Here is a 16,925-nt window from a genome sequence, read left to right on the forward strand (position 1 = left end):
GGATCGTTGTGAAAGGGCGTGTCAGATCGTGGCGCCATCGAGTTCGGCGATCATCTTTTGCATCTCGGCGCCGCCCGCCATCATGTCGAGAACGGCTTCCTTGCTGATCGTTTCCTTCGTGAACGTGCCCATCGAGCGGCCTCGATTGAGCAGCGTGAACGAGTCGCCGATCGGATAGGCGTGATGGACGTTGTGAGTGATGAAGATAACGGAAATGCCGCGCTCGCGTGCCTTGTGGATCAGCCTGAGGACATTGAAGCTTTGCTTGACGCCGAGCGCCGCGGTCGGCTCGTCGAGGATCAGGACACGCGCGCCGAAGTGAATCGCGCGTGCGATGGCGAGGCACTGGCGCTCGCCGCCCGACATCGTGCCGATCGGCTGGTTCGCATCGCGCACGTGGATGCCCATTTCGGCCAGTTTGTCATGAGCCGTCTGCGCCGCCGTTTCGATATCCATGACGTTCACGAGCCCGAAAAGCTTTTTCTGCGGCTCGCGGCCCATGAAGAAATTGCGCGCAACGGACATGAGCGGCACGAGCGCGAGATCCTGATAGACGGTCGCGATGCCCAGGTCGAGCGCGTCTTTCGGCGAAGCGAAATGCACGGGTTTGCCGTCGACGCGATAAGTGCCTTCGCTCGGCGCATGCACGCCCGCGAGCGTCTTGATGAGCGTCGACTTGCCGGCGCCGTTGTCGCCGAGCAGGCAGTGGACCTCGCCGCGCCGCAGCTTGATCGTGACATCCTTGAGTGCAATGACATTGCCGAAGTAGCGGCTCACGTTTTCGAGCGCGAGGATGAAATCGTCGTCGTTCGTCGTTGGGTGTTCGAGGGTAGACATCGTTCAGTCTCCTGTCGTTCGGAGTTCGCGCTTAGCGCGACGTCGCGACGCGGCTGCGGACGTAGTGATTGAAGAGCACGGCGAAAAGCAGCATCAGGCCGAGGAATACGCGGAACCAGTCCGAATCGATATTCGTGTAGCTGATGCCGATCTGCACGACACCGAAGATGAGTGCGCCGAACGACGCGCCGACGACGGAGCCATAGCCGCCCGTGAGCAGCGTGCCGCCGATCACCGCGGCGATGATGGCCTCGAACTCCTTTTGCAGGCCGCGGTCGGCCGCGGCCGAACCGATGTCGCAGACTTGCAGCACCGCAAAGAGGCACGAGCAAAACGCGGTCAGCACGAAAAGCCGGATCTTGACGCGCCGAACGGGCACGCCGACATTCTTGGCCGCGTTGGCGTCGCCGCCGACGGCGAAGATCCAGTTGCCGAAGCGAGTCTTGGCAAGCGTGAAGGCGCCGACGGCGGCGAGCGCGATCCACCAGACGATTACCTTCGGCACGCCGGGCACGAGCGGTTCGCCGTTATCGAGCAACCGCACGATGCCGATATGCGCGAGCCAGCGGAAAAAATCGTGGAACGCGACGCCCTGGAAGAGCGTATGCGCGATTGCGCTGTGTGTGGCCACGTCGCCGACGCCCGAGATGATCGTTCGATCCGCGAACATGACGGACAGCGCGAGCGTCAGGCCGCGCAGAATGAAGAGAAAAGCAAGCGTGACGATGAACGACGGCAGCCTCGTGCGCATGACGAGATAGCCATTGAGCGCGCCGAGCGCCATCGAGCCCACGAAGGCGAACAGAATCGAGAGTTCGATCGGCCAATGGAAGTACATCGTCGGCAGGGCGACCATCATGCCCGCGAACCCGATCATCGAACCGATCGACAGATCGAACTCGCCGGCGATCATGAGCAGACATGCGCCGACGGACAGGATGCCGAGATAGGCGGCAACCTGCGACCAGTTCATGATGCCGTCGAGGTTGAACATGCCCGAATCGCGCGCACCGAGCGCGAAGACGAGAAACACCATGACCGTGCCGGCGAGCGCGGCGAATTCGGGACGGTTGAGCAGATGTTTGAACCACGACTCGCGGCGCACGCGTTCGTCGGCGGCCGCCGCGGAAGCGGCGCTTGGGGAGGAACCCGGCTGCTCGGGGTGGCTCGGGTTGCCGTGGATTTGATCGGTGACGCTCATCGAATGTCTCCAAGCTGAATCGCGCGGGCGAACCGGGCCAGGCATCCCCGGGCCAAGCCCGTTCGTGCCGCGCAAGAAAAGTGGAATCGGAGGTCGAGCCGCGCTTATGCGCCTGGGCTAAGCGCGGCTGCGTTCAGCGGTACTGGCCCGCGAACTTGACGACCTTATCGACGTTCTCCTTGGTGATGAAGCCGGGGCCGGAGCGGATCGTGGTCGCCTCATAGACGGGGTCCAGACCGTAGTCGGCCAGACGCTTCTTGAACTTCTCGTTGCTTTGCAGGATCTTCTCGATCTTGACCGGATCGGTCGTGTGGTCCTTCTTTACGATGGCCAGCACGGCAACCGGGATATAGCCTTGCAAGTAGGGCTGCTGGTCGATCGCGAACTGGATCGTGCCGTCCTTGATGCCGTTCGCGATATCTTGCGAGAAGTCGAACGTCGCGAACCAGATCTTCCCGGCCTTGCCCATTTGCTGCAGTGCCTTGATCGTCGGCTCAGCCGAATTGGGGCCGAGCGCGAGCACGCCGCCGGTGTCCGGATGGTTGCGCAGGTATGCCTGAACCTTCGTCTGAATGCCCGTCGGATCGGTGCCCGCATCGAGCGTCGAGGTCTTGAAATTGACGCCGAGCGCCTCGGCGAAACCGCGGCAGCGCTCGAACGAGGCAGGGTTCGTTGCGTAGTGATTGACGCAGAGGAACGACTTGACGCCCGCCGCCTTCGCCTTCAGGCCGGCGGCATGACCTGCCGCGTATTCGGGCTGGCCGATATGCATGATCGCGCCCAGTTCCTTGCTCTGCTGTTCCGTGCCCGAGTTGATCGTCACGAGCGGAATGTGCTTGTCCGTCACCTTCTTGATCGAACCCTTCAGCACGTCGTAATCGGCGATCGTCGCAATGACGCCGTCATAGTTGCGTGCCGCCGCCTGCTCGATGAGACGCGCCATGTCCGACAAGTCGCCGTTGGGCGGATTGCGGTAATCGGTCTGAACGTTGAAGTCCTCGTCGGCCTGCTTGATCGCATTCTTGATCGTGTTCCACCAGGAATCGGAATCGGGCGCGTGGCTGATCAGCACGAATTTCGCATCGGCCGCCTGGGCGGCCGGCGCGGCGAACGCCGTGAATGCGATGGCGAGCCCCGATGCGAGCGTTGCCGCGATCGTCTTCAAAGCGGCCTTGCGGTTGCCTTGTCTCATTTGTCTCCACCTGTTCGAAGTTATGTTGTGACGAGCGCGGCGCAGAACCCGCCATATCGCTCACGGAAAAGAGTAGGCGAACTCGCGTGAGATTGCAAAGAAAATTTCATCCATGTGAGAAATGGAAAATTCATTCCATTTCGACGGGCCAACGCCTATAATCCGCATCCATCGCCTGCTGCGCTAAGCGTTGTGCAGTGCGGGAGAACAGAGGGGACATCAGTCATGCAGGAAGACAGCACAGATCAGCTTCCGAGCGTCGAAGAGTTGATGCAGCGTGTCGCGGATGCGTACGACTCGCTGCCGCGGCAACTGAAAAGCGTGGCCACGTATCTCGAGCAGCACCGCTCGAGTGTCATGGTGGACCGCACGAGCGACATCGCGGCGAGTTGCGGCGTGCACCCGTCGGCCGTCGTCCGTTTCGCGCAGCGCTTCGGGTTTTCCGGGTTTTCCGATCTGCAGGAAGTGTTCAAGCAGGCCTACACGGGCCACAACCCTTCGGGGCAGACCTACAAGCAGCGTATCCGCAAGCTGATCGACGACAAGCCGGGACGCCTGTCGGGCCGGACGATGGCGCGCGAATTCATCACGGCCTGCCGCAACGGATTGGACGAGCTCGATGCCTCGCTCGACGACGAGCAGTTCGACGCGGCCGTGACGATGCTTGAACGCGCGGAAAACATCTACGTGGTGGGCGTGCGCCGCTCTTTCGCCGTGGCGAGCTACATCGTCTATGCGCTCCAGCACACAGCCAAGCGCGTGCATCTGATTTCCGGCTTCGGCGGTATGTACCGGGAGCAGATCCGCAGCGTGAAAAAGGGCGACGTCGTCGTCGCCATCAGCTTCGAACCCTATGGCCGCGAAACGCAGTATTGCCTGCGCGTCGCGCATCATCACCAGGCGCAAACGCTCGTCATTACCGATAGCCGCCTGTCTCCGCTCGCGCGGTATGCCAGCGCGCAACTGTTTGTGAAGGAGGGCAGCGCGTTTGCATTTCGCGCGCTGACAAGCACGATCTGCCTGTGTCAGGCGCTTTTCGTCGCGCTGGCCTACAGGCTCGAACTCAAAGTTGAAGAATCCAAAGACACTGGAGGATACGATGACTGACAAGACCCACGGCACCATGAACGTCGCCGTGTTCGGGGCGGGCCGCATTGGCCGCATTCACGCAGGCAATCTCGCGCGGCAGCCGGGTGTTCGGCTCAAGTATGTGGTCGATGTGAACCGTGAAGCGGCCGAAGCATTGGCGCGCGAGCATGGTGCGGAAGTCGTCGAGGCCGATGTCGCGCTCGGCGACCGCTCGATCGGTGCGACGGTCATCTGCTCGAGCACGGATACGCACGCGGATCTGATCGAGCGCTCGGCCGCGCAGGGCAAACATGTGTTTTGCGAAAAGCCCGTCGATCTCGCGCTCGAACGCGCGCGTGCCTGCGCGCAAGCGGTCGAGCGCGCAGGCGTGGTTTGCATGATCGGGTTTCAGCGCCGCTTCGATCCGACGTTCGCCGCCGTCAAGGCACGGCTCGATGCGGGGGAGATCGGTACGCCCGAGATGCTCGTCGTGACGAGCCGGGATCCGGGCGCACCGCCCGTCGAATACATCAAGCGCTCGGGCGGCATCTTCAAGGACATGCTCATTCACGACTTCGACATTTTCCGCTGGATACTCGGCGATGAAGCCGAGTCGCTGCATGCGACGGGCAGCTGCCTGACGGATCCGGCGATCGAGCAGGCGGGGGATGCGGATTCGACCGCGGTCACGATCCGCACGAAGGGTGGGCGGCTTTGCCAGATCAATACGACACGGCGTGCCGCCTATGGCTACGATCAGCGTTTCGAAGTGCTCGGCAGCGGCGGGATGCTGCAGGCGGGCAATGTACGGCCGACGGAGGTGACGGCATTCAGCGCGCGGGCCGTATCGACCGACGTTCCCGAGGCGTTTTTTCTCGAGCGCTACCGTACCGCGTACGCGAATGAAATTGCCCATTTTTTCGATGCGGTGACGCGCGGCACAGCCGTACGCACGACCATTGCCGACGGCGTGAAGGCGCTCGAGCTGGCCGAGGCGGCGACGCGTTCGTGGCGCGAAGGGCGCGCGGTGCGCATCGACGAAACGGCGGCTTGATCGAACCGGGTGGAGTGTGGAGATGACGACTATTGCCAACCACGCGCCGATCAGGATCGGCGTAGCAGGGCTTGGCCGCCTCGGCGCCCGGCACGCCATGAATCTGGCCTACCGGGTTCCGGGAGCGGTACTGACAGCCGTTTGCAGTCCCGTCGAGGCGGAGCGCGCTTGGGCGCGCGAGGCGCTGCCCGGGCCGCGGCTTCATGCCGATTACGCAGCCCTCCTTGCCGACAGCGAAATCGATGCGGTGTGGCTCGTGACGCCTTCGTCGCTGCACGCCGAGCAGATCGTGGCCGCGCTGCGAGCGGGCAAGCATGTGTTTTGCGAGAAGCCGTTGTCGCTCGATGTGGCCGAGTGCGAGCGCGTGCTGGCCGTGGCGCGCGAGCATCCGTCGCTCATTGCGACGATCGGGTTCATGCGCCGCTTCGATCCCAGCTACCGCGATGCATACGACAAAGTGGCCGCGGGCCAGATAGGGCGGCCGTTCATGATCCGCTCGCAGACGACGGACAAGAACGATCCGGAAGGGTTCTTCGTCCGCTTTGCGCCCACCTCGGGCGGTATTTTTCTCGACTGCACCGTGCACGATATCGATATCGCGCGTTGGTTCTTCGGCAACGCGCGCGCCACGCGTGCTTATGCGACGGGCACGATCGCGCTGCACGAGGGCTTGCGCGAGTGCGGCGATGTCGACAATGGCGTGGGGGTCGTCGAATTCGAGGGCGGCCGGCTTGCGGTTTTTTACGCTTCGCGAACGATGGCGCATGGAAACGATACGCACAGCGAGGTGATCGGTACGTCGGGTGCGCTCACCATCGGTCAGAATCCGCGCGCCAATCGCGTCGAGATCTACGATGAACGCGGTGTGCGAAACGAATGCACGCCGACGTTCTTCGATCGTTTCGAAGAGGCGTTTTTGTGCGAAGCGCAGGCTTTTGTCGCGTCGGTCGCATCGGCTGCGTCCGGTGGCCCGGGCGACGGTGTGGCGTCCGGAGCCTCGCTTGCCGACGCGCTCGAAGCGACGCGTATCGGACAGGCGCTGCGTCGGGCGCTCGAAAGCGGACAACCTGTCGCGCTATAGCTGTGGCGCAGTGGCATATCGCTCGCCACTGCGTGGAACCGATCCCTTGCGACGGGCCTGTTGAGCAGGCCCGTCTTGTTCTTTCGGGCGTTCGTCCGAGAAACCCGAGCATCGATTTCGCCGATCTTTTCCGTCGGTAGTTTATCGCTCAGTTCTGCCGCAGTTGTTTCCGCATCACACGTCATTTTCCATCTCGATAATTAGGAATGCTAATCGGCTTATGTCGAGGATGGGGCGCGCTCATTTTTTCGTGCGGCGAACATTCCACCGTATGGCGTGGCCTGTGGGTCGTGCCGCGGCTTATCGCCCTGCGAAATCCAGATAATCGGATAAGGGCATCTTTTTATAGACCGGAGGTTGCTGTGAATCGAGTGATCCTGGTGAATGGCAACAAGGTTGGTTGGGCGGCTGCATTGACGGTGCTCTCGTTCGGCATTTGTGTTTTTCCGCTCGTGAGAATGAGCGTCGTCGAGATAGGGTATTTGACGACGGACGACCTGATAAGGAGATTGCTGATTTTGCCGCTGACGGTGAGCTTCTACGTTTTCGTGGCTTGCTTCGCGCTGACGGGTTTCGATAGCGCTCGAGACGAGGTGCGCGACGAATCGAAACCGGCGTCCGCGGGGGAGGAGCGCGGGGCGTTGGACATGGCCCAGGTGGTCGGCGTTATTTGGCTCAATCCACTGTGTCGACGCGATTATCCGACCGAATGGCGAATTCTCTGGACACTTGGCTTGATCAAGCCGGATCAGGTTTGTGATTGGCCGGGAACGAGCGCGATGAAACCTGGCGCCATGCGGCCTGTGCTGACAGCCGCAGGTCAAAACGGCGATAGCGAAACGTTCCATCGAACCCATCAAAGCTATATCGATGAAATGTTCGGGCTGCTCGCCCGCGGGCGCTTTGACGGCTTTGGTCCCGGGGCGGATATCCGCGATATACGCGTGGAATACGCCATCCCAGCTTATCGGCTCGATCCCGCTGAAGTCCAAGAGTATGTGCGCGGGCGGCTCGTCCGTGAATTCGCTCGTCAGAGTGCGCCGCTGGACGGCCGCGGCGCTCAGGTGTGTCCGCGGGTGAATTTGACGCGTGGCGGCGCGAATGCCGGCTTCGCCTCTCTGAATGCGGCGATGGACTATCTGCAGGAGAATCCGGACAAGAGCGTGTGGGTGATGAACTGGGACGCACCGGATCGCCCGTCGAAAGGCAAACAGTCCAGCGAGACTATGGCGTTGCTGGTGCTTGCGGGGCCACGTTACGAGGCGCGGTGCGAGCCGCTTGCATGGATCGGCAGGGCGGTCACCGGGAGTATCAAGAACTACGTTCCGAGGCCAGGTGCGGTGCGGGCGCTCGAAGCATGGCGAGATACCGTTGCGATGGCGGCTGCCTATGCGCATAGCGAAGTAGCAAATATCGATTACGTGATCCATGACGCCGGAGCGGGTAGCGATCTCGCATCGGCGCGGCTTGGCACGCTTGGCCGTTCGTTGACCGAAACGCTTGTAGCCTTCGATTCCCGCAAGCAAAGCTTCAACACGGCGGCGCGCCTGGGCGATATGGGCGCAGGTAGCGCGCTCACCAACATCGCGATGGCGATCGGCCGGGCGAACCATGTCGGCAACAAGGTGCTCGTTGCGGGGACGACCGATTCCGATCGTCCGGTCGCCGTTGTCGTTGTGCCTCCCGAGCGGCCCGATGGCGCCGCTCTCGGCGCCGGACAGTTCTGTGCTCGCAGTTGGAGCAGCGGGGAGCTGCCATGGTGGGGAGAAGCTATCACGCAAGCGTCGCGCGGTGCGCTGCGGTAAAATTCCACGTTTACGTTGCTCGATTCAACTGGCCACGGCTGACGTGGCCGAGCCGTTCACGACGAAGGCCGATCACCGATGGAAATTCACAAGGAAGTCGACGCGCGCGGGCTCAATTGTCCGCTGCCGATTTTGCGCGCGAAAAAGGCGCTGGCTGACATGCAGAGCGGACAGATTCTGAAGGTGCTGGCAACCGATCCGGGCTCGCAGCGCGATTTTGCGGCGTTCGCCAAGCAAACGGGCAATGAGATCGTCGAAAGTTCGGCGCAGGATAAGACGTTCGTGTTTTTGATGCGTCGCCGGTGAGCGGCGCGGCTCGCGGACAACGTCGACGGATCGATAAGAATCCGTAATCTCGAGGAGTTTGAACATGACTCTCAGCGGCGCGGCGACACGCGAATCAATCCACGTGGGTCAATTGAAGATCCAATACCTGATAGATGGAACTGCGACAGGCGGGATGGGTGTTTTCGAGTTGACCGTGCCCCCTAACGCGCATGTTCCCCCGCCACACAGCCATACAGGTAACGAAGAATGCGTCTATGTGCTCGAGGGCATGCTTCGGTACTCGGTCGATGGGGTAGTCCGAGACCTGACACCAGGGGAATGGATGTTCACGGCACGCGGATCGGTCCATCACTTCAGCAATCCACATGATGGCATTGCCCGCGCGTTGATTGTTCTGACTCCCGACATTGGCGCTCAGTATTTTCGTGATGTCGGAGCAATCGTCAATGCCGGCGGCCCGCCCGACCGCGAGAAACTTATCGAGGTCATGTCCAGGTACGGGCTCGTGCCAGCGGCCCCACCGCACTGAACGACGATCGCTTTCAATCCAACCGCAGCACGCCCTCAACCAGTTGCGAACGGCGGCGAGTGCGTCACTCGCGCCGCCCGCACACCCAATCCTAGCTATCCATCACCGGCGAGCGCGTACGCAGGTAATGCTCGAACTCTTCGGCCACTTCGGGATGGCGCAGCGCGAACTCCACCGTTGCCTTGAGATACCCGAGCTTGCTGCCGCAATCGAAACGCGTGCCGTGATACTTGTACGCAAGCACCTGCTCGTCCGAGAGCAACGACTGAATCGCATCGGTGAGCTGAATCTCACCGCCGGTACCGGGCTTGATCGAACGCAAATGCTCGAAAATGCGGGGTTTCAGGACATACCGGCCAACCACGCCGAGATTCGACGGCGCAACATCAGGCGCCGGCTTCTCGACGATGCCCGACATCTTGATGATCGCGTCTTCCCATTCCTTGCCATCGACGATGCCGTAAGACTTCGTCTCTTGCGGCGGAATCTCCTCAACGCCGATGACCGAGCTGTGATAGTGGTCGAACACGTCGACCATCTGCTTCATGACACTCGGCACCCCGTAGAGCAGGTCGTCCGCGAGGATGACGGCGAACGGATTGTCGCCGACGAGCTTCTCGGCACACAGCACCGCGTGCCCCAACCCGAGCGCCTCCGGCTGCCGCACGTAGAAGCAGTCGACATGGCTCGGCTTGATGCTGCGCACGAGTTCGAGCAGCCGCTCCTTGCCGCGTGCCTCGAGCTCCGCTTCGATCTCATAGGACTTATCGAAGTGGTCTTCGATCGCGCGCTTGCTGCGTCCGGTCACGAAAATCATTTCGGTGATGCCTGCTGACATCGCTTCTTCCACCGCATACTGGATCAGTGGTTTGTCGACGATCGGCAGCATCTCCTTGGGGCTCGCCTTGGTGGCGGGAAGAAACCGTGTGCCGAGACCGGCCACGGGAAAGACTGCCTTGGTGACTTTTAGCATGGCATTACCCTGATTTTATCGATTGGCTTCGTCGAAACGACTCGTCCGGCACGCGTCATACAGGCAGCCGTGCCAGCTGCGCGCTCAGCTTGGCGACGGTGTCCCTGTATTGTGACAGCCTTTTTTGCTCCTGCTCCACGACCGCGGCCGGTGCTTTTGCGACAAAAGATTCGTTGCCAAGTTTCGCAGCGCACTTGGTAATTTCCGTGTCAAGCCGAGCAATTTCCTTGCCAAGGCGCTCCCGCTCTGCCCCGACGTCGATCTCGACCTTCAGCACGAGCCGGTCGCCCCCGGCGATTGCGGTGGGCGCGCCGTGCGCTTCGCGATCCAGCGTGGCCTCGTCCGGAATGATGCGCACCTCGGAAAGGCGCGCAAGCGCCTGCGCATAGGCCGCAAAGCTCGTCCAACGGGTGGCGTCGCCGTGCACGAGCAGCGGCACCTTCGTCGCGGGCGACAGGTTCATTTCCCCGCGCAGATTGCGGCAGGCGTCGACGGCGGCCTTCAGATCGGCTGCCCAGCGCTCGGCCGCCTCGTCGATCTTGCTCTCCCGCGCGCGCGGGTAGGGCTGCACCATGACGGACGCGGCACCGGGGGCTGCGTCCTGCGGGTAGCTGTCGGTGAGCGGCGCGACCTTTTGCCATAGCGCCTCGGTAATGAACGGGATGATCGGATGCGCGAGCCGCAGCACCGTTTCGAGCACACGCAACAGCGTGCGGCGCGTGGCGCGCTGCTGAGCCGGCGTGCCGTTTTGGATCTGCACCTTGGCCAGCTCGAGGTACCAGTCGCAATACTCGTCCCAGACGAACTTGTAAATCGTGTTCGCGACGTTGTCGAAGCGGTAATCCGTGAAACCCTTTTCCACCTCGGCTTCGGTTCGCTGCAGCAGCGAGACGATCCACCGGTCCGCCTGCGAGAAATCGGTGTAGCCGCCGGCCGCGCAGTCGCCAGGCGCGCAGGGCTTCGGTTTCGAAAATCCGCAATCGTGGCCTTCGCAGTTCATCAGGACGAAGCGCGTCGCGTTCCACAATTTGTTACAAAAATTGCGATAGCCCTCGCAGCGCGCGAGGTCGAAGTTGACGTTGCGCCCGAGCGTCGCCATGGAAGCCATCGTGAAGCGCAGCGCATCGGTGCCGAACGCGGCAATGCCGTTCGGAAACTCCTTGCGTGTCTTTTTCTCGATCGATTCGGCCTGTTTCGGGTTCATGAGGCCGGTCGTGCGCTTGGACACCAGCGTTTCCAGATCGATGCCATCGACGATATCGATCGGGTCGAGCGTGTTGCCCTTGCTCTTGGACATCTTCTGGCCTTCGTGGTCGCGCACGAGCCCGTGAACATAGACGGTCCCGAACGGAACGCGCCCGGTGAAGTGGGTCGTCATCATGATCATGCGCGCGACCCAGAAAAAGATGATGTCGAAGCCCGTGACGAGCACCGAGGAGGGCAGGAAGCACTGCAGCTCTTTCGTCTCGTTTGGCCAGCCCAGCGACGAGAACGGCACGAGCGCCGACGAAAACCAGGTGTCGAGCACGTCTTCATCGCGCTTCAACGCGCCCGTATAACCGCGTTCCGCGGCTTGCGCGCGCGCCGCGTCTTCGCTGTGCGCAACAAACACTTCACCGTTCTCGCCATACCAGGCCGGAATCTGGTGGCCCCACCAGAGCTGGCGCGAAATGCACCAGTCCTGAATGTTCTCGAGCCACTGATAGTAGGTGGAAGTCCAGTTTTCGGGCACGAACCGGATATCGCCGCGACGCACGACATCGAGCGCCGTTTCGGCGATCGACTTGCCGGGGTTGAACGTGCCGGCGGGCGCCGGCTTGCTCATCGCGACGAACCATTGATCGGTCAGCATCGGCTCCAGCACGACACCGGTACGGTCCCCGCGCGGCACCATCAGCTTGTGGGGCTTGACCGCTTCGAGCAGGCCCGCCTGATCCAGATCGGCCACGATGCGCTTTCGGGCTTCGAAACGATCGAGACCGCGATAGGCCGCGGGTGCGTTGTCGTTGATCTTCGCGTCGAGCGTGAGGATTTCGACTTGCGGCAGCCCATGACGCTGGCCGACCTGATAGTCGTTGAAATCGTGCGCGGGCGTCACTTTCACGACACCCGTACCGAACTCGCGGTCCACGTAATCGTCGGCGATGATCGGAATTTCCCGATCGGTGAGCGGCAGCTTTGCCTTCTTGCCGATCAGCGCCGCATAGCGTTCATCCTCAGGATGGACCATCAGGGCAACGTCGCCGAGCATCGTTTCGGGGCGCGTCGTGGCCACGGTGAGGTGTCCGCTACCGTCGACGAGCGGATAGCGGATATGCCAGAGATGGCCGTTTTCCTCCTCGCTCGCCACTTCGAGATCGGATACCGCGGTCATCAGCACCGGGTCCCAGTTCACGAGCCGCTTGCCGCGGTAAATGAGACCTTGCTCGTAAAGCCGGACGAAGACGTCGGAGACCACTTTCGACATCTTCTCGTCCATCGTGAAATATTCGCGCGACCAATCGATCGATGCGCCGAGGCGCCGCACCTGCTGGGTGATCGTGGAGCCCGATTGCGTCTTCCAGGCCCAGACACGTTCGACGAACTGCTCGCGCCCGAGATCGTGACGCGACACGCCTTGCTGATCGAGCTGGCGTTCGACGACGATCTGCGTGGCGATGCCCGCGTGGTCCGTGCCGGGCAGCCAGAGCGTGTTGTCGCCGAGCATGCGGTGATAGCGCGTCAAACCGTCCATGATCGTCTGGTTGAACGCGTGCCCCATATGCAGGGTGCCCGTGACGTTCGGCGGCGGCAGCTGAATCGAGAAATTGGGCCGGCCCGGCTCGAAAGACGGGGCGGCGTAGCCGCGTCTTTCCCATTCGGGCCCCCATTGGGCCTCGATCGTCTGGGGCTCGAAACTCTTCGCCAGCGTGGTGTCGCTCATGGTTGGAAATCCGCGGAAAGATGCATGAAAAGACCGTACGAAACGTTGAATTATAAAGGGTCGCACGTTCGGGCGGCCGCGTCGGCGGGCCGAGCGCCTTGGCCCGATGCGCCGGTAGGCGAGCGCCGGCGCACTCCCGCTGGCTATAATGGGCGCCGTGCCTCGTCTATCGCCCCCTCCATGCCCGATCTGCTTGCCAATCTGAACCCCGAACAACTCGCGGCCGTCACGCTGCCGAACGAACCGGCGCTGATTCTGGCCGGTGCCGGTAGCGGCAAAACGCGCGTGCTCATTACACGGATCGCATGGCTGATCCAGCAGGGGCTCGCGTCGCCTGCGACGGTGCTCGCGGTCACGTTCACGAACAAGGCGGCGCGTGAAATGATGGCGCGGTTGTCGGCGCTGTTGCCGATCGACACGCGCGGCATGTGGATCGGCACGTTTCACGGTCTGTGCAATCGGATGCTGCGCGCCCATCATCGCGATGCGGCGCTGCCCGCCACGTTCCAGATTCTCGATACGGCCGATCAGCTTTCGGCGATCAAGCGGCTGATGAAGGGCTTGAACGTCGACGACGAAAAATATCCTCCGAAGAATCTGCAGTACTTCATCAACAATGCGAAGGAGCAGGGGCTGCGGCCCGATCAGGTGGATGCCACCGACAACTTCAACCTGAAGTTCGTCGAGCTCTACCGCGCCTACGAGCAACAATGCCAGCGCGAAGGCGTCGTCGACTTCCCCGAACTGCTCCTGCGCTGCTACGAGTTGCTCGCGCACAATGCGCCGCTGCGCGCGCACTATCAGGCGCGCTTTCGCCACATCCTCGTCGACGAATTCCAGGATACGAACAAGCTCCAGTACGCATGGCTCAAGATGCTGGCCGGACAGTCGAATGCCATTTTCGCTGTCGGCGACGACGATCAGTCCATCTACGCGTTTCGCGGGGCGAACGTCGGCAACATGCGCGATTTCGAGCGCGAGTTCAACGTGCGGCATCTGATCAAACTCGAACAGAACTACCGCTCGCACGGGCACATTCTCGACGCCGCCAACGAACTGATCGCGAACAATGCGCGCCGGCTCGGCAAGAACCTGCGCACCGATGCGGGCCACGGCGAGCCCGTACGGGTCTACGAGGCGGCCACGGACACGCAGGAGGCCGCCTGGATCGTCGAGGAAATCCGCGCGCTCATGAACAACGGGCTCGCGCGCAGCGAGATGGCCATCCTTTATCGCAGCAACGCGCAATCGCGCGCGATCGAGCATACGCTCGTCAACGCCGGCGTTGCATACCGCGTCTACGGTGGGCTGCGCTTCTTCGAGCGGCAGGAGGTCAAGCATGCCTTGGCGTATCTGCGGCTCATCGACAATCCAAACGACGATACGGCCTTCACACGCGTCGTGAATTTTCCGACACGCGGTATCGGCGCGCGCTCGATCGAGCAGCTAGCCGACGCGGCGCGGCTTTACAACTGTTCCATGGCGGCCGCCATTCCCTACGTGACCGGAAAAGCCGGTTCGAGCCTTGCCGCGTTCGCGAATCTCATTGCGAAGATGCGCGCCGAAACCGAGCGCATGAGCCTGCCGGAGACTGTCGAGCATGTCGTGCGCGGGAGCGGTCTCGCGGCTTTCTATGAGGGCGAGCGCGAGGGGCAAGACAGGCTCGAGAACTTGCAGGAGCTCGTCAACGCGGCTGCCGCGTTCGTGAGCGAGGAGGGCTACGGTCTCGATACCCCCGCACGTTCGATACCGCTCGCACCGGGCGCTACCGCCGCACCGGCTCTTGCGCCCGATCCGGACGACGCGGGCGTGACCGTACTCGACGCGCCGGGGCTGGGCGACCCCGCGCAAAACCCGGACACGATGACGCCGCTTGCGGGCTTTCTTTCGCACGCGTCGCTCGAAGCGGGCGATTCCCAGGCGCAGGCGGGCCAGGACGCCGTGCAACTGATGACGGTGCACGCGGCGAAGGGACTCGAATTCACGGCTGTCTTCATTTCGGGGCTCGAGGAAGGGCTTTTCCCGCATGAAAACAGTGCGATCGACCCGGACGGGCTCGAGGAGGAGCGCCGCCTCATGTACGTGGCGATCACACGCGCTAAGGAGCGTCTGTACCTCTCTTTTGCGCAAAGCCGCATGTTGCACGGCCAGACGCGCTACAACGTGCGTTCGCGGTTTTTCGATGAGCTGCCGCAGGCCACGCTGAAGTGGCTGACGCCGAAAGCCGAAGCGGGCGCGCGCTGGGGCGGCCGATCCGACAATGCCGCTTGGGGGCGCGATTGGTTCGCGCGGCCCGGCCGCGAGCAACAACGCTACGGCGGTTACGCCGCCGCCGAGGCGCCCGCGGCGCCGCTGCCCGCGTTTGCGAACGAACAGCGCGCGGCCGATACGGGTTTCCGGGTCGGCCAGCAGGTGTTTCACACGAAGTTCGGCGAAGGCGCTATCACCGCGCTCGAAGGCAGCGGTGCGGATGCGCGCGCGCATGTCCGATTCAAGCGGCACGGGGAGAAGTGGCTCGCACTCGCCGTCGCCAAACTGCAAGTGGTCGAGTGAGGGTGCGGATGGGCACGTACAACGATAGCGGCAGCGGCGCCGCACACCGCGGCGAGCAGGCCGTGCGCCGCCTGGGCGTGCTGGCGGCGCTGCCGCAAGAGCTGGGCGATCTCGTCGAAGCGATGCGCGCTGAGGGCGAGACGCGCACGGTGACGCTCGGCCGGCGCGACTATCACGTAGGCACCGCCTACGGCGTGCCCTGCGTGACCACGCTTGCGCGGGTCGGCAAAGTCGCGGCGGCCGCCAGCGCGAGCGCGCTGATTCACGTCTTCGGTGTCCATTCGATGATCTTCACGGGCGTCGCGGGTGGCGTCGGCCCCGGCGTGCGAGTGGGCGATATCGTGGTCGCCGATTCCTCGCTGCAGCACGATCTCGACGCTTCGCCGCTTTTCCCGCGCTATGAGGTGCCGCTGCTCGAGCGCGCGCACTTTCCCACCGATGCGCTGCTGGCCGACCTGCTTGCAACCGCCTGTCAGCGGTTTCTTGCCGACGAAGGCGCAATGCTGGCCGAACGCTTTGGGTTTGCGGCGCCGCACGTGCACCGTGGCTTGATCATCAGCGGTGACAGGTTCGTCTCGAGCACGACTGAAGTACGCGCGCTGGCGCATGCATTGCCCGAGGCGATGGCCGTCGAGATGGAAGGTGCGGCCATAGCGCAGGTCTGCTATGAGCATGACGTACCGCACGCGATCGTGCGGACGATTTCGGACACGGCCGACGATCATGCCACCGCCTTGTTCACCACATTCTTGAGCGATATCGCCGGCGCTTATTCTTCGGGCGTGCTGCAACGCTTCTTGCGCGCTTATGCGGACGCTGCCGCGCCGGCGGGCGCCTAGCGCCAGGTCCACGAGCGATTCGTCGCGTGACTACTGGCGGTCGATGTCGATCATCCAATTCGGCTGCGCATGGCGCACGAGCTTGCTCTCATAAAGTGCATTTGCCACGTTGAGTGCCTGTACGCCCGAGACGTTGTCGATCTTGTATGCGGCGCCGTCTGCAAGGGGTTTGGCGCGCAATCCGCGTTCGGCGAGCCAAGCCTCGGCGCGTTTCGCGCGTTCGCCGTCCGCGACCGTGAACACGACGCCCGGTGCCTGGACCATGAGTTTTCCGCGGCGCCAATCGGCGCGGGTCGAATATACGGTGAGTGCGGACGGGCTGCCGGCCGACTCCTGCGGTGCGCGTTCGTAGATGGGGGGCAAATTCCGTCCGGCCGCGATACGCGCTGCGCCGCGCGGCGCTGTCTCTCGATGGCCCCGGGCCTGCAATTGCGGTTGGCGGTAGAGCGGCACTTTGGTATCGCCGTTGTACCAGTAAGTGGGCGCCGGCGCCTCGGAGGCGACGGCGGGAGCTTGTCCCGTGGCGCAAAGCAGTGTGATAACGCCCATGGCGAAGAGAGCGGGTCGTAACATGATGGTCCT

General features: G+C 62.7%; 14 protein-coding genes. 8 read left to right on the forward strand and 6 right to left on the reverse strand.

All coding sequences use genetic code 11. The annotated features are described in order from the left end of the window. Positions 1 to 21: 21 nt before the first annotated feature. From ACO1XS_RS04845 to ACO1XS_RS04855, 3 genes are all read right to left on the reverse strand, one after another. Entirely contained in the window at positions 22 to 837 is an 816-nt protein-coding gene (locus tag ACO1XS_RS04845; protein ID WP_331566064.1) for an ATP-binding cassette domain-containing protein, read from the reverse strand. A 31-nt stretch (positions 838 to 868) separates the two neighbouring features. Continuing rightward, positions 869 to 2,038 (reverse strand): ABC transporter permease, encoded by a 1,170-nt coding sequence (locus ACO1XS_RS04850; RefSeq protein WP_481581667.1) that lies wholly within the window; start codon positions 2,036 to 2,038, stop codon positions 869 to 871. Positions 2,039 to 2,171: 133 nt separating this feature from the next. Next, positions 2,172 to 3,230: a sugar ABC transporter substrate-binding protein gene (locus tag ACO1XS_RS04855; protein ID WP_331566060.1), complete on the reverse strand. Its 1,059-nt coding sequence runs from the start codon at positions 3,228 to 3,230 to the stop codon at positions 2,172 to 2,174. Positions 3,231 to 3,455: 225 nt separating this feature from the next. Here ACO1XS_RS04855 and ACO1XS_RS04860 point away from each other — a divergent pair, with 225 nt between their 5' ends. The 6 genes from ACO1XS_RS04860 (at position 3,456) to ACO1XS_RS04885 (ending at position 9,055) form a co-directional block, all read left to right on the forward strand. Next, complete coding sequence (locus ACO1XS_RS04860; protein ID WP_440562508.1) at positions 3,456 to 4,337, forward strand: MurR/RpiR family transcriptional regulator; 882 nt, start codon at positions 3,456 to 3,458, stop codon at positions 4,335 to 4,337. Next, positions 4,330 to 5,352: an inositol 2-dehydrogenase gene (gene iolG, locus ACO1XS_RS04865; RefSeq protein WP_331566056.1), complete on the forward strand. Its 1,023-nt coding sequence runs from the start codon at positions 4,330 to 4,332 to the stop codon at positions 5,350 to 5,352. The genes ACO1XS_RS04860 and iolG overlap by 8 nt, the downstream gene beginning before the upstream one ends. A 22-nt stretch (positions 5,353 to 5,374) precedes the next feature. Further along, on the forward strand, positions 5,375 to 6,433 hold the full coding sequence (locus ACO1XS_RS04870; RefSeq protein ID WP_331566054.1) for a Gfo/Idh/MocA family oxidoreductase: 1,059 nt from the start codon (positions 5,375 to 5,377) through the stop codon (positions 6,431 to 6,433). Between the two features lie 362 nt (positions 6,434 to 6,795). Further along, on the forward strand, positions 6,796 to 8,238 hold the full coding sequence (locus ACO1XS_RS04875; protein WP_486390127.1) for a virulence factor: 1,443 nt from the start codon (positions 6,796 to 6,798) through the stop codon (positions 8,236 to 8,238). A gap of 78 nt (positions 8,239 to 8,316) precedes the next feature. Then, the gene (locus ACO1XS_RS04880; RefSeq protein ID WP_173254743.1) at positions 8,317 to 8,544 is read left to right on the forward strand and encodes a sulfurtransferase TusA family protein; all 228 of its coding nucleotides are present in this window, start codon (positions 8,317 to 8,319) and stop codon (positions 8,542 to 8,544) included. Positions 8,545 to 8,608: 64 nt separating this feature from the next. Beyond that, positions 8,609 to 9,055 (forward strand): cupin domain-containing protein, encoded by a 447-nt coding sequence (locus ACO1XS_RS04885; protein ID WP_486390128.1) that lies wholly within the window; start codon positions 8,609 to 8,611, stop codon positions 9,053 to 9,055. 91 nt (positions 9,056 to 9,146) lie between these two features. Here the strand turns inward: ACO1XS_RS04885 and galU are convergent, their stop codons facing one another. Together galU and ACO1XS_RS04895 are read right to left on the reverse strand one after the other, a co-directional pair. After that, entirely contained in the window at positions 9,147 to 10,028 is an 882-nt protein-coding gene (gene galU, locus ACO1XS_RS04890) for a UTP--glucose-1-phosphate uridylyltransferase GalU (RefSeq protein WP_331566048.1), read from the reverse strand. Between the two features lie 55 nt (positions 10,029 to 10,083). Next, positions 10,084 to 12,951, reverse strand: a complete 2,868-nt coding sequence (locus tag ACO1XS_RS04895; protein WP_331566046.1) for a valine--tRNA ligase — start codon at positions 12,949 to 12,951, stop codon at positions 10,084 to 10,086. 180 nt (positions 12,952 to 13,131) lie between these two features. On the opposite strand from ACO1XS_RS04895, the gene ACO1XS_RS04900 reads away from it, so the two are divergent. Together ACO1XS_RS04900 and ACO1XS_RS04905 are read left to right on the forward strand one after the other, a co-directional pair. Then, the gene (locus ACO1XS_RS04900; RefSeq protein WP_331566044.1) at positions 13,132 to 15,504 is read left to right on the forward strand and encodes a UvrD-helicase domain-containing protein; all 2,373 of its coding nucleotides are present in this window, start codon (positions 13,132 to 13,134) and stop codon (positions 15,502 to 15,504) included. Between the two features lie 8 nt (positions 15,505 to 15,512). After that, on the forward strand, positions 15,513 to 16,343 hold the full coding sequence (locus ACO1XS_RS04905; protein WP_486390129.1) for a 5'-methylthioadenosine/adenosylhomocysteine nucleosidase: 831 nt from the start codon (positions 15,513 to 15,515) through the stop codon (positions 16,341 to 16,343). Between the two features lie 30 nt (positions 16,344 to 16,373). Here the strand turns inward: ACO1XS_RS04905 and ACO1XS_RS04910 are convergent, their stop codons facing one another. Further along, complete coding sequence (locus tag ACO1XS_RS04910) at positions 16,374 to 16,916, reverse strand: hypothetical protein (protein ID WP_486390130.1); 543 nt, start codon at positions 16,914 to 16,916, stop codon at positions 16,374 to 16,376. Between the last annotated feature and the right edge of the window lie 9 nt (positions 16,917 to 16,925).

The sequence above is a fragment of the Trinickia sp. genome (assembly GCF_057351765.1).

Bases quoted from the DNA above. Each gene is read 5' to 3' on its own strand.
- ACO1XS_RS04845 (WP_331566064.1), bottom strand. From the start codon at position 837: ATGTCTACCCTCGAACACCCAACGACGAACGACGACGATTTCATCCTC.
- ACO1XS_RS04850 (WP_481581667.1), bottom strand. From the start codon at position 2,038: ATGAGCGTCACCGATCAAATCCACGGCAACCCGAGCCACCCCGAGCAG.
- ACO1XS_RS04855 (WP_331566060.1), bottom strand. From the start codon at position 3,230: ATGAGACAAGGCAACCGCAAGGCCGCTTTGAAGACGATCGCGGCAACG.
- ACO1XS_RS04860 (WP_440562508.1), top strand. From the start codon at position 3,456: ATGCAGGAAGACAGCACAGATCAGCTTCCGAGCGTCGAAGAGTTGATG.
- iolG (WP_331566056.1), top strand. From the start codon at position 4,330: ATGACTGACAAGACCCACGGCACCATGAACGTCGCCGTGTTCGGGGCG.
- ACO1XS_RS04870 (WP_331566054.1), top strand. From the start codon at position 5,375: ATGACGACTATTGCCAACCACGCGCCGATCAGGATCGGCGTAGCAGGG.
- ACO1XS_RS04880 (WP_173254743.1), top strand. From the start codon at position 8,317: ATGGAAATTCACAAGGAAGTCGACGCGCGCGGGCTCAATTGTCCGCTG.
- ACO1XS_RS04885 (WP_486390128.1), top strand. From the start codon at position 8,609: ATGACTCTCAGCGGCGCGGCGACACGCGAATCAATCCACGTGGGTCAA.
- galU (WP_331566048.1), bottom strand. From the start codon at position 10,028: ATGCTAAAAGTCACCAAGGCAGTCTTTCCCGTGGCCGGTCTCGGCACA.
- ACO1XS_RS04895 (WP_331566046.1), bottom strand. From the start codon at position 12,951: ATGAGCGACACCACGCTGGCGAAGAGTTTCGAGCCCCAGACGATCGAG.
- ACO1XS_RS04900 (WP_331566044.1), top strand. From the start codon at position 13,132: ATGCCCGATCTGCTTGCCAATCTGAACCCCGAACAACTCGCGGCCGTC.
- ACO1XS_RS04905 (WP_486390129.1), top strand. From the start codon at position 15,513: ATGGGCACGTACAACGATAGCGGCAGCGGCGCCGCACACCGCGGCGAG.
- ACO1XS_RS04910 (WP_486390130.1), bottom strand. From the start codon at position 16,916: ATGTTACGACCCGCTCTCTTCGCCATGGGCGTTATCACACTGCTTTGC.